The 22,659-nt window shown below is 41.0% G+C and carries 17 protein-coding genes, 1 pseudogene and 1 other annotated feature; of the genes and pseudogenes, 9 read left to right on the top strand and 9 right to left on the bottom strand.

All coding sequences use genetic code 11. From position 1 onward, the window contains the following. Nucleotides 1–12 precede the first annotated feature (12 nt). Complete coding sequence (gene rpsF / locus CD039_RS10985) at nt 13–321, bottom strand: 30S ribosomal protein S6 (RefSeq protein ID WP_002472759.1); 309 nt, start codon at nt 319–321, stop codon at nt 13–15. A gap of 365 nt (nt 322–686) precedes the next feature. Between rpsF and CD039_RS10980 the strand changes: the two genes are divergently transcribed. After that, a complete protein-coding gene (locus tag CD039_RS10980; RefSeq protein ID WP_002472751.1) occupies nt 687–1,493 on the top strand; it encodes a GH25 family lysozyme in 807 nt (268 codons plus the stop codon). Between the two features lie 405 nt (nt 1,494–1,898). Here CD039_RS10980 and ychF read toward each other — a convergent pair whose 3' ends face one another. From ychF to CD039_RS10965, 3 genes and pseudogenes are all read right to left on the bottom strand, one after another. Beyond that, nucleotides 1,899–2,996: a redox-regulated ATPase YchF gene (gene ychF, locus CD039_RS10975; protein ID WP_049405377.1), complete on the bottom strand. Its 1,098-nt coding sequence runs from the start codon at nt 2,994–2,996 to the stop codon at nt 1,899–1,901. A gap of 12 nt (nt 2,997–3,008) precedes the next feature. Then, nucleotides 3,009–3,209, bottom strand: coding sequence for a DUF951 domain-containing protein (locus tag CD039_RS10970; protein WP_002472788.1), 201 nt, complete (start codon nt 3,207–3,209; stop codon nt 3,009–3,011). A 33-nt stretch (nt 3,210–3,242) separates the two neighbouring features. Next, nucleotides 3,243–4,113, bottom strand: a pseudogene (locus tag CD039_RS10965) (mechanosensitive ion channel family protein). Between the two features lie 359 nt (nt 4,114–4,472). Here CD039_RS10965 and CD039_RS10960 point away from each other — a divergent pair. Both CD039_RS10960 and CD039_RS10955 read left to right on the top strand, forming a co-directional pair. Further along, nucleotides 4,473–4,913 (top strand): LytTR family DNA-binding domain-containing protein, encoded by a 441-nt coding sequence (locus CD039_RS10960; protein ID WP_103372347.1) that lies wholly within the window; start codon nt 4,473–4,475, stop codon nt 4,911–4,913. Continuing rightward, entirely contained in the window at nt 4,910–5,365 is a 456-nt protein-coding gene (locus CD039_RS10955) for a DUF3021 domain-containing protein (RefSeq protein ID WP_103372346.1), read from the top strand. Before CD039_RS10960 ends, CD039_RS10955 begins: the two co-directional genes overlap by 4 nt. 101 nt (nt 5,366–5,466) lie before the next feature. On the opposite strand, the gene CD039_RS10950 is transcribed toward CD039_RS10955, so the two are convergent. Next, nucleotides 5,467–6,294 (bottom strand): ParB/RepB/Spo0J family partition protein, encoded by an 828-nt coding sequence (locus CD039_RS10950; protein ID WP_103372345.1) that lies wholly within the window; start codon nt 6,292–6,294, stop codon nt 5,467–5,469. Between the two features lie 194 nt (nt 6,295–6,488). Next, nucleotides 6,489–6,858, top strand: a binding site (T-box leader). A 68-nt stretch (nt 6,859–6,926) separates the two neighbouring features. Between CD039_RS10950 and CD039_RS10945 the strand changes: the two genes are divergently transcribed. The 6 genes from CD039_RS10945 (at nt 6,927) to CD039_RS10920 (ending at nt 16,505) form a co-directional block, all read left to right on the top strand. Then, nucleotides 6,927–8,030, top strand: a complete 1,104-nt coding sequence (locus tag CD039_RS10945; RefSeq protein ID WP_103372344.1) for a PLP-dependent transferase — start codon at nt 6,927–6,929, stop codon at nt 8,028–8,030. Next, nucleotides 8,027–9,163 (top strand): cystathionine beta-lyase MetC, encoded by a 1,137-nt coding sequence (gene metC / locus CD039_RS10940; protein WP_103372343.1) that lies wholly within the window; start codon nt 8,027–8,029, stop codon nt 9,161–9,163. The genes CD039_RS10945 and metC overlap by 4 nt, the downstream gene beginning before the upstream one ends. Continuing rightward, nucleotides 9,156–10,997: a bifunctional homocysteine S-methyltransferase/methylenetetrahydrofolate reductase gene (locus CD039_RS10935; protein ID WP_103372342.1), complete on the top strand. Its 1,842-nt coding sequence runs from the start codon at nt 9,156–9,158 to the stop codon at nt 10,995–10,997. The genes metC and CD039_RS10935 overlap by 8 nt, the downstream gene beginning before the upstream one ends. Next, nucleotides 10,991–13,237, top strand: a complete 2,247-nt coding sequence (metE, locus tag CD039_RS10930) for a 5-methyltetrahydropteroyltriglutamate--homocysteine S-methyltransferase (protein ID WP_103372341.1) — start codon at nt 10,991–10,993, stop codon at nt 13,235–13,237. Before CD039_RS10935 ends, metE begins: the two co-directional genes overlap by 7 nt. A 154-nt stretch (nt 13,238–13,391) precedes the next feature. Further along, the gene (locus CD039_RS10925; protein WP_103372340.1) at nt 13,392–14,132 is read left to right on the top strand and encodes a cyclase family protein; all 741 of its coding nucleotides are present in this window, start codon (nt 13,392–13,394) and stop codon (nt 14,130–14,132) included. Nucleotides 14,133–14,405: 273 nt separating this feature from the next. Next, entirely contained in the window at nt 14,406–16,505 is a 2,100-nt protein-coding gene (locus tag CD039_RS10920) for a diflavin oxidoreductase (RefSeq protein WP_103372339.1), read from the top strand. 743 nt (nt 16,506–17,248) lie between these two features. Here the strand turns inward: CD039_RS10920 and CD039_RS10915 are convergent. The 4 genes from CD039_RS10915 to CD039_RS10900 all read right to left on the bottom strand — a co-directional run bounded on the left by CD039_RS10915 (nt 17,249) and on the right by CD039_RS10900 (nt 22,296). Further along, nucleotides 17,249–18,151: a sensor histidine kinase gene (locus CD039_RS10915; protein ID WP_103372338.1), complete on the bottom strand. Its 903-nt coding sequence runs from the start codon at nt 18,149–18,151 to the stop codon at nt 17,249–17,251. A 13-nt stretch (nt 18,152–18,164) separates the two neighbouring features. Beyond that, nucleotides 18,165–18,833, bottom strand: coding sequence for a response regulator transcription factor (locus tag CD039_RS10910; RefSeq protein WP_103372337.1), 669 nt, complete (start codon nt 18,831–18,833; stop codon nt 18,165–18,167). Nucleotides 18,834–19,210: 377 nt separating this feature from the next. Further along, the gene (locus CD039_RS10905; RefSeq protein WP_103372336.1) at nt 19,211–20,629 is read right to left on the bottom strand and encodes an MDR family MFS transporter; all 1,419 of its coding nucleotides are present in this window, start codon (nt 20,627–20,629) and stop codon (nt 19,211–19,213) included. Between the two features lie 524 nt (nt 20,630–21,153). Continuing rightward, complete coding sequence (locus CD039_RS10900) at nt 21,154–22,296, bottom strand: globin domain-containing protein (RefSeq protein ID WP_103372335.1); 1,143 nt, start codon at nt 22,294–22,296, stop codon at nt 21,154–21,156. Between the last annotated feature and the right edge of the window lie 363 nt (nt 22,297–22,659).

Genomic DNA, 22,659 nt, shown 5'->3' with positions numbered 1-22,659 from the left:
AGCGCCCCCATATTATTTTCTTGTCTTGTCATCGTCTTCGTTGATAACAATGTAACGGATGATGTCATCGCTGATTTTAGCTAAACGTTGGAATTCGTCAGTAGCTTCGTTGTTATCAGTCTTGATACGTACGATGTTGTAGTATCCTTCTTTAAAGTCATTGATTTCGTAAGCTAAACGACGTTTGCCCCAATCTTTAGTTTCTAAAACCTCTGATCCGTGTGAAGCTAAGATGCCGTTGAAACGTTCTACAACTGATTTCTTCGCATCCTCTTCAATGTTAGGACGAACGATGTACATTACTTCGTATGTTGCTGCCATGTGTATTGCACCTCCTTATGGTCTATGCGGGGAATCTCGTGACTCAATTCAGACACCGAAGTGCCTTACTTCAGTCATTTCATCCCAAGGAATAATTTTCATTAGTTCCAATCTAGAATTATATCAGACACTTTCACTTTTTACAATCCTATTCACCTTGATTTAAGACGATTTTTCTACTCCAACTATTTACAATGCGATTACAGGTATTACGAGTTGTTATAAAATTGGGGCGGACGGTTGTCAAACGGTATTTAATCTTTTACGATTACTATTATATTTGGAATTTAAATATGTTCTCACTTATATATAAGACTAGCTTTACTTTAATTTTATCCAAAAATAAGTATAAAGGAGTATCATACATGGTTTCATCACTCAAAAAAGGACTTGTCACAGCAGGAATCCTCGGCGTATCGACACTCGCAATCACTTCAACTTCACACGCAGCAGAACAACACAAAGGGACAATGGGGTCTGGTTATCAAGAATACTTACAAAAACACCCTGAAAAAGCTCAAAAACCTGACTCAAACGATCAGAACGGTTCACCATTCCGCTCAGCTGAAAGTGGTCAAACCGCTTCAGGTGAACGCGTATTAGACATCTCTGAATGGCAAGGACAGCTCACTCAAGCGCAAGTCAATCAATTGAAGAAGAACTATGACTTCATCATCATCCGTGGCCAATATGGCTCTGAATATGTCGATAAGACGTTAGAACACAACTCTGCACTCCTCGACCAAGCAGGAATGAAATTCGGCGTGTACTCATACAGCATGTACGAGAATGCGCAAGATGCACGCTACGAAGCGCAAACACTTTACAACCGCGCACCTAAAGCAAGCTTCTACGTGAATGACTTCGAACAGAATTCAGTGACTTCAGGTACGACGGACGAAGCGACTTCTGCTTGGTACGACGAAATGAAGAGCCTGGCTGGTAACAAGAAAGTCCTCTTCTACTCTTATGAGAACTTCATGTTACAAAATGCAGCGAACTCAGTAGGTGACTATGACGGCTATTGGATGGCTTCTTACACGAACCAAGAACCGTCACGCGAGAAAGTATTATGGCAGTACACAGATAGTTACTATTCACCTGAATTACAACAGAATGTGGATGCCAACTATCTCGATTCTAACGTGAATGCACAATGGTTCACTTCATAAATTGAGTGCTAAAGATGTAGTGAAGTCTTCCAGTTTATGGAAGGCTTCACTGTTTTTTATTCTTTAGTTGTCTTCTCTCCTTTGAACTTTTGATATAACTTTTTTACTCCAATAATCATTTCTGGCAACATCATTCCAATAATCAATATGTACATCAACCAATCGCTCATCATGTTATCCACCTCTTATTTTCTGATTATTGTGTTAACTTATAAATCTATTATATTCTAAAGTGCGCCTACACACTGCTCATAAGCGCTTCAAATACTTGACAAACTCTCAAATTTTTAGACACCCGGCTGTCTTATTTTCCACAAAATCTCCTTCCACACACAAAAAAGCCCACCTTCCATATACGGAAAGTGAGCTTCTGTAGCATTCGGATTACGCTAGACCCAGAAAGACTTACACGTTAAATCTGAAGTGGACAACGTCACCATCTTGCATGATGTAGTCTTTACCTTCTAAACGTTGCTTACCTGCTTCTTTCGCACCATTCTCGCCATTATATTCAACATAATCTTCATAGCTTGTGACTTCGGCACGGATAAAGCCACGTTCGAAGTCTGTATGGATGACGCCGGCACATTGTGGTGCGGTCATACCTTTTCTAAATGTCCATGCTCGTACCTCTTGCACACCTGCAGTAAAGTACGTCGCTAAACCGAGCAAGTCATATGTTGTGCGAATGAGACGGTTGAGCCCTGGTTCTTCTAGACCTAAGTCCTCTAAGAACATGTCGCGGTCTTCATCGTCTAATGTTGCGATTTCTTCTTCCACTTTCGCACTGATTACGATGACTGTAGAGCCTTCGTTCTCTGCATACTCGCGAATCGCTTTCACTTTTTCGTTATCGTCGTCGCCAATTTCATCTTCGCCGACATTCGCAATGTATAGCATTTGTTTAGATGTAAGTAATTGCGCTTGGTTCACAAATTTTTGATCTTCTGCATCAAATTCTAAGCTACGCACGGGTTGGCCCGCTTCTAGCGTCTCTTTAATGCGCGTTAAAATGCGCACTTCATTTTCAGCATTTTTATCTTTTTGACGTGCCATCTTCTCAAGTTTAGGTAAACGTTTTTCAACAGACTCTAAATCTGCGAGCACAAGCTCCATATTGATCACTTCGATGTCATCAATTGGATCGACTTTACCTGAAACGTGCGTCACATTATCATCATCAAACGCACGCACGACTTGGCAAATCGCGTCTACTTCACGGATATGAGACAAGAATTTATTTCCGAGACCTTCACCTTTAGAAGCTCCTTTCACGATACCTGCAATATCAGTGAATTCGAAAGTAGTTGGAACAGTCTTCTTAGGTTCTACCATGTCCGTTAAGACGCCTAAGCGACTGTCAGGCACTTCAACGATACCCACGTTTGGGTCGATTGTTGCGAAAGGATAGTTCGCTGCTAGCGCCCCTGCTTTAGTTATTGCATTGAAAAGGGTAGACTTCCCGACGTTAGGTAAGCCTACGATACCTGCTGTTAAAGCCATGTTTCATTCTCCTTATTCTTCAGTATCTTGATGAGATTCAAGTACTTTTTTGATTTTTTTATTAAAAGTCTGACGTGGAAGCATAATACTTCTATGACAATGTTCACATTTGATTCGAATATCTGCGCCCATTCTAATAATCTTAAAACGGTTTGTTCCACATGCATGTTGCTTCTTCATTTCTATAATATCATTTAAACCGTAGTTATTCATTAAGCTGTCACTCCTCCGAATTCGCGAGCGGAATTATTCTTTATCCGGGTCATATTGTACCATAAGCGGTTTAGGCATTTTAATCCCTTTTACTTTAAAGAAATTATAAATCTCTTTGCGAAGAATGCGACCACCTGCTGCACCTTCTCCTGGAATCGTTTCAGCTGTAATACCGAGCACGATTTCATCACGATTGAGTGAGTTGATACCGATGACAGTTGGATCAGAAACGAATAAATAGTATTTTGAACGAATCGTAATTAAATATTCGCTGAGTTGTTTTTCCACTTTATCGATATTCTCTTCTGGAGAAACTGGAATATCAATGATAGATGTGCCGTTTGTCACTGAATAGTTGGTAATTTCACCCATACTACCATTTGGTAAGACAGTGAGTTCACCACTAATCGTGTTAATACGTGTAGAGCGTAAGCCGATAGACTTCACAGTACCTTCTGCGACCGTAGTACCGCCACTATTAATCTTCACGTAATCACCGACATCGAATTGATTTTCAAAGATAATGAAGAAACCTGTGATGATGTCTTTCACGACTGTTTGAGCACCGAAACCAACAGCCAGACCTACGACACCTGCACTGGCGATGATACCTTCGACGCTAATACCAAATTTCTTCAAGATGGTCGTAATGACGATAAACCATACGACGTAACTGACGATGTTCTGAACGAGCGAGCGTCTTCGAACGTTTCTTATTTCCTTTATTACCTCTGTTCTGTAATTTAAAGAACTGTTGAATAATCTTGTTTAAGATTCTGATGACAATCCATGCGACGATAAGATAGACGATGACCATAATCGCTTTAGAGGTGAAGTGTTGGTACGTCTCAGGTTTCGTTAACGGTTCAGCGATGGACTTTAAGATGCTTAATACCTGATTCAAAGAAAGACCTCCTCTAATATCTACTCATCAGTTTAAACCTTCACTCAAGTTTTGCCCTCCATCCTGGGTTCGAAATGAGCGGAGATCCTGCTCACTTAATCAGTTTGACGTACGTTAGAATGTTCAAATTGGGCTTAACCCTTACTCTTAGCGTAACTTATCAAGAATTCAATATAAAATAACTCACCTATATAGTCAATAAGTGCGTCCTATCGTACATTTTACTACTCATCATATGTAAAATGAGTTACCTTAAACGACCACTTATCCCGTCTTTCCTACCAGTTGTCTAAGCAGCCACTATCAGCACCAAAAATGTGTTTTACTATACTTAACAAATGGACAAAGGAGAGGTGAATGTGAAACTCAGACTCAATATCGGCAACGCCTATCCTGAAGAATGTGTCTCGATTGAGGGACCTGAGATGACAGAAGAGATTCAACAGCTCGTCTCGTATGTCGATGACTTAGGTAGGTTAACAGAAATCAAAGGAAGCATTGAGGACGATATTTACTTTCTCAATGTTAAGGACATTCGGTCATTTATGTCACTGAATAAGAAAATTTATGCTTACACACGTGATACAGAGTATAGCGTCGCTTATCGTTTATACGAACTTGAATCAGCACTTCCTACACAGTTCGTGCGTATTTCAAAATCAGAAATTGTGAACATCGATGCGATTTATAAGTTACAACTTCAAGCCAACGGGTTAATTCGCATTTATTTCAATAATATCGATTATACGCATTCATCGCGTCGCTATCTTAAAATGATTAAGGAGAGATTATCGTTATGAGAGGAATCTTAAGAAGTAGTATGTTAGGCATCATGATCGGTCTTGGATTGTCGCTCATCTTTAGCTTTATCTTTGGGCACGATCACTACTATCCTCAATCACCTGTTTCCACAATGGGGCAGATTTACTATGCACACTTGAATGAGCCTATGATTATGTTGATTTCGATCATCCTCTGGGCGCTTGTCGGTATCCTATTCTTTGTAGGTGGACTGTTATATGAACGTACTGAGTGGTCATTATGGAAGATTACCATAGTCCATTTCATATTGATGCTTGGTGGATTCTTCCCTCTAGCTATTTTAGCAGGATGGTTTCCACTCAAAGTCGCTCCCATTGTAAGCTTTGTCGTTCTCTACATTATCATTTATAGCATCATTTGGCTCATTCAATATCAGCGAAATAAAAAATATGTCGCAGAAATCAATCGTGCTTTAAACCAAAGAAGATAGCATAAAAATCGCTTGTCTAGTAAGAAAAGAGTGATTGCATCATACTCACTCCACTTTCACTTAGACAAGCGATTCATCTTGCTCGCACAGTTACAGCGCCCTCATCTTTCTCGATTCAATTGTCGGATAAGGCGCTTAAATTCTTCTTCTGAGGTGAAGTCGAAAGTAATTTGCCCTTTCTGTTTACGTGTCGAAATCGTCACATCCGTGCCGTACTGTTCTTTGAGCTGTCGTTCTTGTTTTTGAATAAAGCGCGGTTTCGCTTGCTTAGTCGCTTTCTGAGATGTTTGCTTTTTAGGTTCATTGTCAGCTAAATAGCTTTCTAAATACCGAACGCTCCAGTGTTCTTTAGACACCCGGTTGGCTAACCGCTTCATCGCCTGCGCATCTTTAACCGCCAGCAATGTACGTCCATGACCACCCGAAATTTCGCCTGTTCTTACCATATCTGCCACTGATTTAGGCAAGTTTAATAATCGCAACATATTTGCGACATACGGCCGAGACTTACTCAAACGTTTCGCGACATCTTGTTGCGTAATATGTAAATCATCCATCAATTTCTGGTAACTTTCCGCTTCTTCCATCGCATTTAAATCTTCACGCTGCAAGTTCTCGATTATCGCCAATTCCATCATATCTGTCTCAGTCAGAGCTTTCACAATCGCTGGCATTTCAGTCAAACCGGCAAGCTGTGAAGCACGATAACGCCGCTCTCCTACGACGATATAATAACCTTGCACACTCTCGCTTAACACGATAGGTTGTAGAATGCCATGCTGGCGAATAGAATCAGCGAGGTCATTTAACTTCGCTTCATCGAACGTTTTACGTGGCTGATACGGATTCGGTTTAATCTTCTGAATAGGTATAGATTGGACTTTCTCATCTGCTTGTTGCGCGATGCGTTCATCGTTGGATAGCGCCATGCTTTGCACTCCCTCATGTATGATTCATTACTCTTTATTGTAAAAAATTTCTCTCTGAAGAAACAAGTATTTATCCTATATACAGCAAGACTTCTCCATCATTTTCTTATTACACCAAATCACAATTTTCAGAAAAGTTGTTGACAAATTATTATCCGCTCTATACACTTAATGATAACAAGTTCACAACGCACTGAAACACAGCAATAAGGAAAGTAGAACTTACACTGCTGGCACAGAGAGTCTTCGTTTGCTGAAAGAAGATCCAGAAAGAAAGTTTGAAAATGGCCTTTGAGTGTTGATGCCAATATGAGGTGTCAACGGGTTCGCCCGTTATAGCGAGACAGTATTAACATTTGTTAAATGGCGTACTGGATTTCCACGTCCTCAACCGTGTTGATACTCATTTTGTACAAACGAAATGGGTTTTTATTATGCGCTCGGTAAGAGGTTGATTCGTTCAACCTTTCGCGACTTTAACATTTAGCGTACTGGTTGAGGTTACTTTAGCGATAAAGTGACAAATAGAGGTGGTACCACGAAACCGAAGCTTTCGTCCTTTACATCCGATTCGAATCGGGTTTAAAGGACGGAAGCTTTTTTTATTTTACTCACAAGGAGGTTGTTCACACATGAAAGATACTGAATTCGCTCAAATTGCGCTCACTCAAGATACGACCGGTGCAATTGCGAACCCTATTCATCTATCGACCGCTTATCAGCACCCACATCTAGGTGAATCGACAGGCTACGACTATACGCGAACCAAGAATCCGACGCGTTCAGCGTTTGAAGAGGCCTTTGCCCGACTTGAACTTGGTACGGCAGCATTCGCGACATCGAGCGGCATGGCTGCAATTCAACTCATTTGCCATCTCTTCCAACCTGGTGATGAAGTGCTCGTATCCTTTGATTTATATGGCGGGACCTTTCGACTGTTCGCACATTACGAATCGCACTACGACATTCATTTTACCTATGTGGATTTCACGAACTATGACGAAGTGCAACGTGCGATTACACCACAGACACGTGCATTGTTTATCGAACCGATTTCCAATCCACAGATGATTGCGATTGACCTACAACCGTATTACAAACTCGCACGTCAGCATGACTTGCTCACGATTATCGACAATACGTTCTTAACCCCGTATCTCTCTATACCATTAGTGGAAGGTGCAGATATCGTGCTTCACTCGGCGACGAAGTATATCGGCGGTCATAACGATGTGCTCGCAGGTGTAGTGACGGTGAAAGATGATAGCTTAGCAGAAACGTTAGGGAGTTATCACAACATGATGGGTGCAACGCTCTCTCCCTTTGATAGCTATCTCTTACAACGTGGCTTAAAGACCCTACATCTACGGATGGAGCGTGCAGAATCCAATGCCCGTCGCTTAGCAGAACGTTGCAAGGAGTTGGAAGCGATTAGCGAGGTCCTCTATAGCGGACAGACGGGCATGTTGAGTTTACGGCTGAATCCTCACTACGATGTTGGACTACTGTTAAAAAATCTCAAAACCTGCATCTTCGCTGAAAGTTTGGGCGGGACAGAAACCTTTATCACCTTCCCTTACACACAAACGCACGTCGATATGCCTGATGAAGAAAAAGCCAAGAGAGGTATCGACGAATATTTAATTCGCCTCTCAGTCGGCATTGAACATTACGACGATATTGAACAAGATATTATCCAGGCATTAAATCAAGCACAGAAAGGAGTGGTCGCATGACGTTATCGCCAGAAACAGAAGTCCTCTTTGATTCACATAGAGGTCACCAGTACAACTCAGCTAATCCGCCACTGTATGATTCGTCGACGTTTCATCAACGTATCTTGGGTGGAGCTACAAAATATGATTATGCGCGCAGTGGTAATCCTAACCGTCAACTATTGGAAGAGAAACTCGCGCGACTTGAAGGTGGGACTCACGCCTTTGCTTTCGCTTCTGGTATCGCAGCAATTACAGCCGTCTTCTTATCGCTTAAATCAGGAGACCATGTCATCCTGCCTGACGACGTCTATGGCGGCACCTTTCGACTTACACGTCAAATTCTGAATCGTTTTAACATTCATTTCACTATCGTGGATACGACAGATATTAAAAATATTCAACGTGCGATTCGACCGGAGGCACGACTCCTCTATTTGGAGACACCGTCCAACCCGAAATTTAAGATTACGAACATTCGACTTGCGACAGAACTCGCACATCGTCATCACATCGATGTGGCTGTAGATAATACGTTTATGACACCTTTAGGGCAATCCCCGCTTCAGTTAGGCGCGGATATCGTCATTCACAGCGCGACGAAATTTCTCAGCGGTCATAGTGATTTAATCGCAGGCGCCGTCATCGTTAATCGCAACGATTTAGCGGAGCAACTTTACCTTTTACAAAATGGGACAGGAACTGCATTATCTGCCCAAGATAGCTGGACTCTAGCGAAACATTTAAAAACGTTGCCCGTCCGCTACAACCAATCTGTGGCTAACGCGCACAAGGTCGTTCAATTTCTAGAACAACACCCTGCAGTGAGTGAAGTGTACTATCCCGGGAATAGTGACCTTCATCTTTCCCAAGCACGCCATGGTGGTGCAGTACTCGGATTTCGACTTCAAGATGAAACACGCGCACAAGCTTTCGTCGATGCGCTCACACTCCCACTCGTCTCAGTTAGTTTGGGTGGCGTAGAAACGATCTTGTCTCACCCAGCTACGATGTCACACGCAGCGATTCCACAAGAGATTCGTGAAGCACGACAGATCACGTGGGGACTCTTTCGACTCAGCGTTGGGCTTGAAGATCCAACTGAGTTGATTGCCGACCTCAATCACGCTTTAAAGGAGGGATGTGATGACTAAACTATTACACAAACTACAGACACAAGTACTCGTCGGTGATGGCGCAATGGGCACGATCCTCTTCACAGAAGGGTTGGATACCTGCCCAGAAGCTTACAACCTCACTCACCCTGAGAAGATCGAAGCGATTCACCGTTCTTACATTGAAGCGGGGGCGGACGTCATCCAAACCAACACGTACGGCGCAAACTTTGAGAAGTTGAAAGCATTCGGCTTGGAGCACAAAGTGAAACACATCCATCAAGCTGCGGTAGCGATTGCTCAACGTGCAGCTCAACCTGAAACGATTATCCTCGGTACTGTCGGAGGCTTTCGCAGTGTAACGCAGGAAGATTTAAGCTTGTCGACGATTCTCTATCATACTGAGCTCCAAATCGAGACCTTAATCCAGTCTGGTGTCGATGCGCTACTCTTTGAAACGTACTACGACTTAGAGGAACTGACTGCTGTCGTCAAGCTTGCCCGAGAGATGACCGACCGTCCGATTATCGCGCAACTCACTGCTTCCAACACGCATTATCTGAAAGATAGCACTGAAATTAACCGAGCGATTCAGCACGTCGTCGAATGTGGTACGAATATCGTGGGACTTAACTGTCATCACGGTCCACATCACATGCAGCAGTCTTTCTCTCACATCGACCTGCCGCAAGACGCTTATCTCTCGTGTTATCCGAACGCGAGTCTGCTCGATATTGAGAACCAAGAAATACGTTATAGCGATAATGCTGCTTATTTCGGTAAAATGGCTCAAAAACTCATCAACGAAGGCGTCCGTCTTATTGGAGGATGCTGCGGTACGACACCTGAACATGTGCGCTATATCAAGCAAGCGGTCAAAGATTTGTCGCCGGTCACACGTAAAAATGTCATACCGATTAAGAAACGCGAACGCAATCAACTGGCACCTACACGTAAGAAGAATCTGACGTCCATCGTTAAACAACGACCATCAATCATCGTCGAATTAGACACACCGAAGCATCTGGATACGTCCACTTTCTTCGACAATGTCGAACAGCTCGATCAACTTGGCATCGACGCCATTACTTTAGCTGATAATTCGCTCGCCACTGTGCGTATCAGCAACATCGCAGCGGCAAGCATCATCAAACAGCAATACAACCTAGAGCCTTTAGTGCACATCGCTTGTCGGGACCGCAATTTAATCGGCTTACAGTCTCATCTTCTCGGTCTATCTTTACTCGATATCACCGAAATATTGACGATTACCGGCGATCCTGCACGTATCGGAAATCTTCCCGGCGCTACTAACGTGTATGATGTGAATTCGAGAGGGCTCACTGAGATGGCTCTACGTTTTAACCAAGGCATCAATACAGACGGGGCAGAGTTGAAGCAACGCACGCATTTTAACATCGCTGGTGCCTTTGACCCTAACGTCCGTCGCTTAGACCACGCCGTTAAAAGGGCGGAACAGAAGATCAAGCACGGGACACATTACTTTATTACGCAACCCGTTTACAGTAGCGCTAAGATTCAAGAAATTTATGAAGCAACGCAACATTTAGAGACACCGTTCTACATCGGTATCATGCCGATAACGAGCTACAACAATGCGTTATTTTTACACAATGAAGTCCCAGGCATCACACTCTCCGACGACATCTTGGAGCAGTTTGAAGCGGTAAAAGATGACGCAGCACAGACGAAAGCACTAAGTCTCAAACTCTCGAAAGCATTGATTGAGACTGTACATCGCTACTTTAATGGCCTATATCTCATCACACCATTTCAACGCGTGGACTTGACCATTGAACTCGCACACTATTCACAAACTATCACTTCAACGAAACAGGAGGCATTATCATGACAATTACAACATCAAATTTAGGATTTCCAAGACTAGGTAGAAAGAGAGAATGGAAGAAAGCCATTGAAAGTTACTGGGCACAACGTATTTCGCTCGATGAACTTCACGAACAGCTCAATGCATTACACAAAGAGAATCTCTTACTGCAGAAACACTATCATCTCGACAGTATTCCTGTAGGAGACTTCTCACTCTATGATCACGTGTTAGATACATCTCTACTCTTCAATATTATTCCTGAACGTTTCCAAGGGCGCCCTGTCGATACGGATTTACTCTTTGATATCGCGCGTGGTAATAAAGAACACGTCGCAAGCGCTTTGATTAAGTGGTTTAACACGAACTATCACTACATCGTTCCAGAGTGGGACAACGTCGAGCCGCAAGTGACGCACAATACATTGCTTGAAAGGTACGAATTTGCGCAATCTCTTAACGTCGAGGCACATCCTGTGATTCTCGGTCCTATTACATTTGTGGCTTTATCGAAAGGCGGTACGCAATCGTTTGAAGAGAAAGTGGAAACGTTACTTCCGTTGTACCGACAAGTATTAACAGAGCTTGTTGAAGCAGGTGCATCTTATATTCAAATCGATGAACCTATTCTCGTGACAGACGATAGTGCCAAATATGAGGCGATAACGAAACGTGCCTATGATGACTTTGCTGAAGCGGGGTTAGGCGACAAACTCGTCATTCAAACATACTTTGAACGCGCGAACATCGAATTTCTGAACACCTTACCAGTGAAAGGTTATGGTCTAGACTTTGTACACGATAATGGCTACAACTTAGCGCAAATTCAGTCTGGTTATCTCGATAAGGAGAAAGCCATTTATGCTGGAATTATTGACGGTCGCAACGTGTGGACTGCAGATTTAGAGGATAAAAAGCACTTGATTGAGACGTTACTAGATTATACAGACGAACTCGTAATTCAGCCGTCATCTTCCCTTTTACACGTTCCTGTATCACTCGATGATGAACAACTCGAAGAAGCTATCGTAGAAGGTTTAAGCTTTGCGACGGAGAAGCTCGATGAATTAGACGCTTTAAAACGCCTCTTCAATGATAACGATGCTGACAAATTCAACACATTACAAGCGCGTTATGAACGCTTTAACCAACAAGATTTCAAAAATGCTGAATACGATTTCGATGCTGTACGCACGACACGACAATCTCCATTTGAAACACGCCGCGTCGCACAACAAGAACACTTACAGTTGCCGGATTTACCTACGACAACGATTGGCTCATTCCCTCAATCCACTGAGGTACGTAAACAACGGGCAGATTGGAAGAATCAGCGCATTTCCGACACAGAATATCGTACGTTCTTAGAACAAGAAATCGCGCGCTGGATTCGCATTCAAGAAGATATCGGACTCGACGTCTTCGTCCACGGTGAGTTCGAACGTAATGACATGGTGGAATACTTTGGTGAACGACTTCAAGGCTTCCTCGTGACGAAATACGGTTGGGTGCAATCTTACGGTTCTCGTGCTGTGAAACCACCTATCATCTATGGTGATGTGAAATGGACAGAGCCGATTACGGTGGCTGAAACGAAGTATGCGCAAAGTCTCACGGCTCACCCGGTCAAAGGTATGTTAACAGGGCCTGTGACGATCTTGAATTGGTCATTTGAACGTGTAGACATTCCTCGTTCACGTGTACAAGATCAAATTGCACTCGCTATAAATGAGGAAGTGCTCGCATTGGAAGAAGCGGGTATACGTATTATACAAGTCGATGAACCTGCTTTGCGTGAAGGTTTACCGCTCCGATCTGAATATCATGAAGATTACCTACAGAAAGCTGTCCATTCCTTCCGTTTAGCAACGTCTTCAGTGGCGGATGCGACACAAATTCATACGCATATGTGCTATTCTCAGTTTGGACAAATTATTCATGCTATCCGTGAGCTAGATGCAGATGTGATTTCTATTGAAACATCACGTAGTCATGGAGATTTAATCAAAGACTTTGAAGACATTACGTATGATTTAGGAATTGGACTTGGCGTATATGACATTCATAGTCCACGTATTCCTACAGAAAGTGAAATTACGTCGGCGATTACGCGTGCTTTGCAGAATATTGACCGCTCATTGTTCTGGGTGAACCCGGACTGTGGCTTGAAGACACGTAAAGAAGAAGAAGTGAAAGACGCTTTGAGTGTGCTAGTAGAGGCAGTACGTCATTTACGTGAAGATAATTTAGAGGAGACGTCTTGATTGAGATAGAGTGAATACACTCTCCAAGTTTGATGAGGATTTACGATAGTTAACACGTTTCATGAATCCTCACCATCTCTACATTCAACGATTAGGTAAGAAATGCCCTATCAGTAATTATTGACGCATTTTAATAAAAAGAAAGGTGATACACATGAGCTATCCACTTTGGAAACAACTTGAGCAACTGAAATCAGCGACGTGGGTCGATTTAACCCATACCTTTGATGAGGATATTCCTCGTTTCAGTGACTTTGAAAAGGCAGAAGTATCAACGCTATTCACAGTGCCAGAACACGGATTCTTCGTGCAACGTTGGAATATCGTCACTCAGTACGGCACACACATCGATGCCCCTATTCACTTCGTCGAGAATAAACGCTATTTAAACGATCTTGATTTACAAGAACTTGTCTTGCCGCTTATCGTGTTAGATTACGCTAAAGAAGCAGAAGAGAATGCCGATTTCGTGCTCACGCGTGACCATTTGCTCGAATGGGAGTCTAAACACGGTGCGATCGAAAGTGGTACGTTCGTAGCTTTACGTACAGATTGGTCTAAGCGTTGGCCAGATACTGAAGCGTTTGAGAATAAAGATGAGGACGGTAACCAACACTTGCCTGGTTGGGGACTTGATGCGTTGAAGTTCCTCCTTGAAGAACGCGGTGTCAAAGCAATCGGCCATGAAACGTTTGATACAGACGCTTCTGTCGACACTGCTCGCAATGGCGATATCGTTGGGGAACGTTATGTACTTGGGCAAGATACGTTCCAAGTCGAACTGTTAACGAACTTAGATCAACTCCCTACGCGTGGTGCTATCATTTACACGATTAGTCCAAAACCGAAAGATGCACCAGGCTTCCCAGTCCGCGCCTTTGCGATTAAAGAATAGTAATACGAGACGAGGCTTAAACGTGTGTACCAACGCGTCTAAGCCTTTGTCTATGATGTGGGTTAAGAGGAGCGGGTTTGCATTTTATAAAAATGAGCGAGTTAGGCTCAGCATAAAACTTCTCAACGATACTCCAGCTCCTTTTAACCTAACCAACTCAATCACTAAATCATGTATACTGATAGTACATATAACGATTTACAATTTGACGCGAACGAATTAGTTTAACCCACTCAATCATAGGATTACAATAGCAATGAGAGGTGATATGGATTGCAACTCAATTCAACAAATAGTCCCTTTAGTGAAGAACAACTCACACTTTTAAATAAAATATTACCTACACTCACGCCTGAACAAGAGAATTGGTTAAGTGGCTATCTCTTGAGTCAATCTGAGAAAGACCAAGTGGAAGAAGACCATGCAGCGCAACAACAGGCGCAAACTGAAACGGCCAACGAAACGAATATGGCCTCAAACGAGGATGCAAAAGAAGAGGTAGCAGAAACGAGCGAAGGCGCAAGTGAGCGTCACAGCTCACTTTCAGAGCGACCTGAGAAGATTACCATCCTCTTCGGTACAGAAACAGGGAACGCAGAGTGTGTAGCGGAGGACTTTGAAGAGAAATTACAAGCCCATGACTTTAATACTGAACTCTATGAGATGGACGAATTTACTACGGAAGACCTCCCGCAGACTTCCCCCTTATTCGTCATCTGTTCTACGCAAGGTGTAGGCGAGCCACCAATCAATGCGTTGGACACTTACGAATACTTGCACGGCGATGATGCGCCAAGCATGGAAGCTGTAGACTTTGCAGTGCTCGCATTAGGTGATCAGGACTTCGATAATTTCTGTCAGGCAGGTAAAGATTTCGACCACATTCTTGGAGAGTTAGGCGGTAACCGCATCGCTCCTCGTGTGGATTGCGATTTCGACTTTGAAGAAACGGCAGAACAGTGGATGGATAAAATGCTTGAAGTACTCAACGCGATTGATCCTGTAGATAGCGATAAGACAGCTACTGATGCGGAAACTGATGAGAATGTTACGGACGAGTCCACTGATAATCAAAGTGTTGGTAAATCAAAGGCGCAGGCCACAACTGAAACGACGACTAGCGTAGAAAATGGCGCGACTTCAACGTCCACAACGAATGAAGCTGTACACGACCCCAATGGTTCAGCTTGTGTCATCACTCAAGCGCCAGAAGATTCAGTTACTCGTGGAGATGTTGCTACACCGTCTGAACAATATACGAAAGCTAATCCATTCCAATCTACCGTTCTCAATAATGAAGTGCTTACACAGCCCGGCTCTAACAAGGAAGTACACCATCTCGAGTTGCAAATTGACGGGAATCAAACTCAATACGAACCTGGCGATATCTTAACTATTATTCCAGCCAACAATCCTGAACTCGTAGACGAACTGATTGAGCAACTCGGTTGGGATCAAGATGTTGAAGTACCAGTGAATCACGAAGGTGAAACGGCTACGCTTAGAGAAGCCTTGCTTTATCATTTCGAAATCACGAAATTAACACCTACTCTGCTTACGACTGCCGGAGATATATTTGATAATCCAGATTTATCAGAGCACTTATTAGATGACGGTTGGGCGAAATCGTATGCTTATGGAAGAGATTTAATTGACTTACTCACGGATTATCCGCCCCAACAATTGGTGCCTGAGATGTTACAACAATTGTTACGTAAACTTCCGCCACGTGAGTATTCTATTTCTAGCAGTAACCGGAAGACGCCGAACGAGGTTCATATCACAGTGAGTGCGGTGCGTTATGAAGCACATGGTCGCTCTAGAGAAGGTGTATGTTCGGTACAAATTGCCGATCGTTTACAACCTGGCGATCACATTCCAATTTATTTCCGTAAAAATCCGAACTTCAAATTCCCGTTTGAAGATGATACACCGATCATTATGATTGGTGCGGGTACAGGAATTGCACCTTATCGTGCTTATTTACAAGAGGCAGAAGAACGACAGTTGAAAAAAGATAGTTGGCTTATCTTTGGCAATCAATACAAAGCAACAGATTATCTTTATCAAGAAGAATTAGAAACTTGGAATAAGGAAGGCTATTTGAGCAAATTAGATTTAGCCTTTTCACGTGATACAGATGAGAAAGTTTATGTTCAGCATCGTTTATTGGAGAATAGCGAAACGATTTATAACTGGATTATCAATGGTGCAGCACTCTTCGTTTGTGGCGATAAAGACCAAATGGCTACAGGTGTACATGATGCATTGATTGAGGTATTACAGAAAGAAGGGCATTTCTCTGAGAAAGATGCCGAGAAGTATGTCACACAAATGCGTAAAGAGCAGCGTTATCAACGTGATGTGTATTAATATTGTAGTGGAAATTGAGACGTTAAAATAAGATAGTTGAGTAGTTGAAATCACTCTACAAGTTCGATCGCTTGTGGGGTGATTTTTTTGGTGAAAAGTTGGAAATTAGGAAGTCATAGTCAGTAAAATTGTAAAATTAAAGATGCTATTTGAAAGCGTTAAAATTTTAATGACAATTTCAAGTATTCTTGTCCAACTCCATTTATCTTATTTTAACCATTCAAATTTTAACTAATTTAGCAAAACCTTTTATATTATTTAAGTAGTATGAGATAGAAATATAAAAATAGTATAAAATTGACTATATCCGGAATCACAAAAATGTTATATGATAAGAGTGTCCAAAGGAAGAAGAACTTAAATTAAAGTCAGAATTTTTGTGTGACTACAAACTTTACCTTTTCTAAATTAAAGGAAATGAGACTAGTTTATGGGAGCCGAATATTTATCCTTATTAGCTATTATATAAATTCGAAACTCACGTTTTAGTTATCAAAAAGTTTGCACATTTACTTTTTTTATAAATCTGTTTTGACATTGCATTATTATTAATATTTTTTAACAACAAGTTTAAGATTAATGGCTAAGTGCACTTCTAAGATGTTCGAAATCAATCTCTAACACACAATATTTTTGACAAGGGAGACCAGTTCGTTCCTTTGGACTCACAAAATTCCATAAATTATTTTATCTAGCGACTACACTTCTCTCTCTTTCTTATAAGTGTAGTCGCTTCTTTCTTGTTATCCTCGTTTTGTGCCGCTATTAGGAAATTGAATAGTAAATCGTGAACCCTTACCTAGTTCAGATTCCACCTCCACAAAGTGATTCAGGTGCTTAGAAATCCGCTTCACAATAAACAATCCTATACCGCTTGATTTCTCATGCAAACGGCCATTGTATCCTGAATAACCTTGGTCGAAGATTTTCGGTAAATCTGCACGACTAATCCCAATACCATTGTCTCTTATTTCAAGTTTCTGCTCGTTCTCATTGTAATTAATCCAAATATCTCGTCCTCGCGCATATTTTAAAGCATTATTCAAGAGTTGCTCAATCATAATAGAACACCAACGTGCATCAGTGATTACTTTAGCAGTCGATTTCTCATAATGAATCTTCGTTTGATTCTCGATAAATTGAATTGAATATTTTTTAATAAGCGGACGAATCAACTCATCAATCGTGACAGGTGCGAGCACCATATCCGTATTATGATTCAATAATTTCAAATAGCTTAGCGCCAAGTTGGAATAGTTGTCAATTTGAAGTATTTCTTGTCTCAGTTGATTCACCATGCCCTTTTCGTTTCTAGCGAGCAGAAGCTTAGACGCAGTGATTGGCGTCTTCATTTGATGCACCCACGTCAGAAAGTAAGCTTCTACTTCCTTCTTATATTCAATTTGTTCATTTCGTACATTATGCAGACTTTGTTCTAACTTTTCTACTTCTTCCTCAAGACTTTGATGCTTTTCATAGCTGATATAACGGTAAAATACATAAATTGCGAAGACAAAGACGATAATCGCTAAAGCTAACAGAAACGGCGTCATAGGTAATGAAAAGACAAAGAATGTGAATAAGAATAACACTAATATGAGTAAAATAATCAGTGCTTCATTACTGATGGTTTTTAAGAAATTCATTCTCTTTCACCTCTTAATTTACCCGATAGCCAACATTTTTCTTCGTTTCAATAAAATGAGGCAAGCCAATATTCTGTAGTTTCTTGCGAATACGCGTCATATTAACCGCTAGCGTATTATCATCGATAAAATGTTCAGATTCCCAACATTTTTCAATTAAATCTGTCTTACTCACATACTTTCCTTCATTTTGAAATAATGACTGCATAATTTGTAACTCAGTAAAGGATAGTTTCTCAGATTGCCCTTGATAGCTGACCTTCGCTTCATCAATCAATAGCTGACAGTTCTGAACTTCAAGACGATTGTGGTCTACTGTAAAGTTGTACGTCCGTCGCATCAGAGCTTGAATCTTAGCTACCGTCAATGACATATCAAAGGGCTTCTCAATAAAATCATCGCCACCCATTTGAATTGCCATAATCTGATCCATATTATCCGTACGCGAGCTAATAAAGATAATTGGCACATTAGAGTGACGTCGTATTTCCTGGCACCAATGGAAACCGTTGAATGACGGTAATTTAATATCTAATAAGATAAGATGTGGATTACTTTGTTCAAATTCTTCCATAATCGCACTGAAATCTCGTGCAATATCAACCTCGTAGTGCCATTTATTTAATTCAGCTTGTAAACTTTCAGCGATGACCAAGTCATCTTCAATGATTAATATCTTCATGAGATGAACTCCTTTGAACTCGACTTTTCATCATAATTCTTAATTCATATGATACACGTTCATTTCTCTTTTCGCTATGATGAACCATGGGAGTAATGCTTGGTAGAAATACTATTCATCACTGAATGTATTATCTTTTACCAACACATAATCTTAGGATTACTAGAAAGTTCAATTTAGTGCTTAAGTATTATTATTCATGGTTTTAAATCTAAGTAGCATCTTCAAAGCATATGCATTATCTTTCAATATTAAAAAGTCGCTCCAACATGAAGTTGCTAGAGCGACTTTTCTTCACTTTAATTATTGAATTTAATGAGCTTCTCACTGCTCAATTAATCACTTTTATACTGCGGGCAGACTTCCCTCACTTACCATTAATTGGCATATTTACGACGTGTGCGTTTTCCATCGTCATTCTCATCTTTTAACTTAAATGACATTAAGAAAGCAATTCCTGCTAAGACGACTGACGCAAGGAAGGACATGTTAACACCGTGGATAACGCCGTCCATACCACGTGATGGATCTGCACCGACTGACATAATCGTAATAAAGACAGCTGTACCAATCGCACCAGCCATTTGTCTGAAGGTGTTATTCATCGCTGTACCGTGTGGAATGAGTTCATTCGGTAACTGGTTGATAGATAGTGTAGTCATCGGCATCATAACCATTGCGATAGAAATCATTCGAACCGCATTCATCGTTGCAAGATAAGTAAAGCTTGTATGACTATCTAAGTTAATAAAAGCCATACTTGAAGCGAATAAGATAAATAATCCAACTCTTGCGAGCCATTTTCCACCAAACTTATCAAACATATAACCTGTGAGTGGGTTCATCGCACCCATAATCACGGCACCTGGTAAAAGAGCGAGACCCGATTCAAGCGCACTGAACTGTAACATGTTCTGCATATAAAGTGGCAGAATGACGTTCGTTGAAATCATGACACCAAACACAATCATACTCATGATCGTACCTAGCGTGAAGATGCTATGTTGAAAGACGCGGAATTCCAACATCGGTTGTTTGAGCTTGAGCTGACGTGTGATGAAGATGTAAAGTGCAACCACACCAACGATAAGTGGCAGGATAAATTGAACGCTGAGCCAACCTGCACCACTGACACTACTGAAGCTATATAACAAGCCACCGAAACCGAGTGTAGATAACACAACTGAGAGTTTGTCGAGTTTTGGATGTTTCAACTCAGTCACGTTACGTAATAAGAAATATGCTGTGATAATGTTGATCACTGCGATTGGTAAGATAATGTAGAAGATACTTCTCCAAGTAAGATGTTCTACAAGAATACCTGATAATGTTGGACCAATCGCTGGCGCAAAGGCGATGATAAGACCGAATAAGCCCATCGCTGTTCCGCGTTTATCTTTAGGGAACAACATAAAGAGTAATGTTTGCATGAGTGGCATCATGATACCGGCACCAGCCGCTTGTAAGATACGACCGATAAGTATCGTTGTAAATTCAGGTGCCACAGCACAGAAGACTGTACCTACCGCAAAGATGGCCATTGCTGATAGGAAGAGTTGTCGTGATGTGAAACGCTCAATTAAGAACGCTGTGACTGGAATCATAATACCATTGACGAGCATGAAGATAGATTGTAGCCATTGGGCCGTGTTCTCATCTACCTTTAAATCTTTCATGATTGGCGGGAGTGCTGTACCGAGGAGCGTTTGGTTTAAGATTGTGATAAACGCCCCTGAAAGTAAGACGATAAACAATGGGATGTTCTGTTTCATACTTGAAGTTGAATTGTCCGCCACATATAACCCTTCTTTCTTCTTAACTTTTTCTCAAAACGAAGCTAAGACTTTCAATCATTTTTGTTATACATGTTTATTTAGATAAGATTGTCTACGTAGACGTCTTAGCTTTTAATATATCTGTTTTTCTTTCTTATCTAGTAAAAAACCAACTTTTTCATTCTACTCGTTCACCATAAACTTATGCAATTTTTATGTTTATGGTTTCTTTTACACTTTTAGTTCACGTCCGCTTCTTGATACACGGACGCTATATTATACCCTAAGAAGTTGATATATAAATATATGATGACGAACACGAGTCGATTCCACAAGATATATGCTTTATAAAACGTTTACAATTTCAATTAGGTATTTTTCCCATAACAATGACTTCAACATTCATAAAAAAAGAGAAGAATGAGCAACCATAACGATTTCTCATTCTCCTCGTATATCTCATACTCGAGATGCTTATTTAATTTCAGCATGTACACTGCTAGTGCTAAGTGATTTCAATAAATTTGAGCGGTTATAACTTGTGATTAAACTTCAACACTTAAACGTGGAACGAATACTTCGTAGTGTACTTTAGACATGTCGTATTCAAGTTCTTTAAGAGCTTCCATAATTGAGTTTAAGAATGAAGTACCACCACAAATGTAGATTTCTGGGCTTTCAGATAGATATTGAGTTAATTCATCTTTTTCTAAATAGCCTTCAGAATCTTTAAGGTGTAAGTGTAAGTTTGCGTTATCACGTTGTGTAATCTCTTCAATCATTTCTTTGAATGGTACTTGATCTTCAGATGGTGCAACTTGAATCATTTGAGATTGGCTACCTTCTTTAGATGCAGCATCAAACATAGAAACGAGTGGTGTGATACCGACACCTGAACCGATGAAGAGTTGTGGTTGTTCTAAGTTATTGAGTAAGAATCCACCTACAGGCGCTGATAAGTTGATTGTGTCACCTTCAGATAACTCATCGTGTAAGATTGTAGAAACTTCACCTTCGTGACCATCAACAACGTCGCGACGTACACCGAATGTAAGGTAATGTTCGTCACCGCTTACGATTGAGTAGTGACGTTTAGCGCGGTAAGGAAGTTTGTCGCTTGTTACGTCAACAGTGATATATTGACCAGGTTTGTATTGACTTAAATCATAGTCATTTGTTTCTACAGTAAATGCTTTAATGTCTGGTGTTTCTTGAGTAATTTTAGTAATCTTGAATGGTTTGAAGCCCATCCACATCATTTGGTCATAAACTTCTTTTTCAAGTTTGATGAATACATCTGCAATTTCGCCGTAAGCTTTCGCCCAAGTTTGAATTACTGGGTCGTCTTCAGAAAGTCCTGTTACATCTTGGATTGCAGCGAGTAAGTTCTCACCAACAATTGGATAATGTTCAGGATATACTTGAAGTGCACAGTGTTTATATGCAACAGGCATGATCGCTGGAGCAATTGCACCTAAGTTCTCGATATTCATCGCTGCAGCTAATACTGCTTGAGCAAGTGCAGTTGATTGCATACCTTTTTTCTGGTTCGTTTGGTTAAACATATTGAGAAGTTCTGGGTGGTTGTTGAACATTTTAGGGTAAAATATTGAAGTGATCTCAGTTCCTTTATCTTGTAATAATGGTACTGTATCTTTAATTGTTTGAATTTCTGATTCAGTTAACATATTAAGTTCCCTCCACTTATTAACTTTGTACTTTCATTATCTGCCTAACTTCGTTCAATTACAATTATAAGATATTATTTATTGCGATAAATTTATATCTTCTTGAATATTATGTGAACGCTTTAAATATAGGGCAATCCCTATTGTTTGATATAGTAATTTTTCTTGCTTTTATAGGGATTTCCCTAATTTTCAACTGGAGAAGAATATCTTATATGTTCTATTTACCCGTGAATGTTTAATTGGATGTTAACAATGATGGTAAAAGTTCCAGTTTCACTTCTCTTTTATGATACAAAATGAGACTAGAACAACATTAACAATATCTAATTTTCAATGTTAAACTCTCGCTTACTTGGGATG

The sequence above is a fragment of the Staphylococcus argensis genome, assembly GCF_002902305.1.
GTDB lineage: Bacteria > Bacillota > Bacilli > Staphylococcales > Staphylococcaceae > Staphylococcus > Staphylococcus argensis.
The sequence above is the reverse complement of the archived record's forward strand: the minus strand, read 5'-3'. Positions and strand labels throughout refer to the sequence as shown.

Bases quoted from the DNA above. Each gene is read 5' to 3' on its own strand.
- rpsF (WP_002472759.1), bottom strand. From the start codon at position 321: ATGGCAGCAACATACGAAGTAATGTACATCGTTCGTCCTAACATTGAA.
- CD039_RS10980 (WP_002472751.1), top strand. From the start codon at position 687: ATGGTTTCATCACTCAAAAAAGGACTTGTCACAGCAGGAATCCTCGGC.
- ychF (WP_049405377.1), bottom strand. From the start codon at position 2,996: ATGGCTTTAACAGCAGGTATCGTAGGCTTACCTAACGTCGGGAAGTCT.
- CD039_RS10970 (WP_002472788.1), bottom strand. From the start codon at position 3,209: ATGAATAACTACGGTTTAAATGATATTATAGAAATGAAGAAGCAACAT.
- CD039_RS10955 (WP_103372346.1), top strand. From the start codon at position 4,910: ATGAGAGGAATCTTAAGAAGTAGTATGTTAGGCATCATGATCGGTCTT.
- CD039_RS10950 (WP_103372345.1), bottom strand. From the start codon at position 6,294: ATGGCGCTATCCAACGATGAACGCATCGCGCAACAAGCAGATGAGAAA.
- CD039_RS10945 (WP_103372344.1), top strand. From the start codon at position 6,927: ATGAAAGATACTGAATTCGCTCAAATTGCGCTCACTCAAGATACGACC.
- metC (WP_103372343.1), top strand. From the start codon at position 8,027: ATGACGTTATCGCCAGAAACAGAAGTCCTCTTTGATTCACATAGAGGT.
- CD039_RS10935 (WP_103372342.1), top strand. From the start codon at position 9,156: ATGACTAAACTATTACACAAACTACAGACACAAGTACTCGTCGGTGAT.
- CD039_RS10925 (WP_103372340.1), top strand. From the start codon at position 13,392: ATGAGCTATCCACTTTGGAAACAACTTGAGCAACTGAAATCAGCGACG.
- CD039_RS10915 (WP_103372338.1), bottom strand. From the start codon at position 18,151: ATGAATTTCTTAAAAACCATCAGTAATGAAGCACTGATTATTTTACTC.
- CD039_RS10910 (WP_103372337.1), bottom strand. From the start codon at position 18,833: ATGAAGATATTAATCATTGAAGATGACTTGGTCATCGCTGAAAGTTTA.
- CD039_RS10900 (WP_103372335.1), bottom strand. From the start codon at position 22,296: ATGTTAACTGAATCAGAAATTCAAACAATTAAAGATACAGTACCATTA.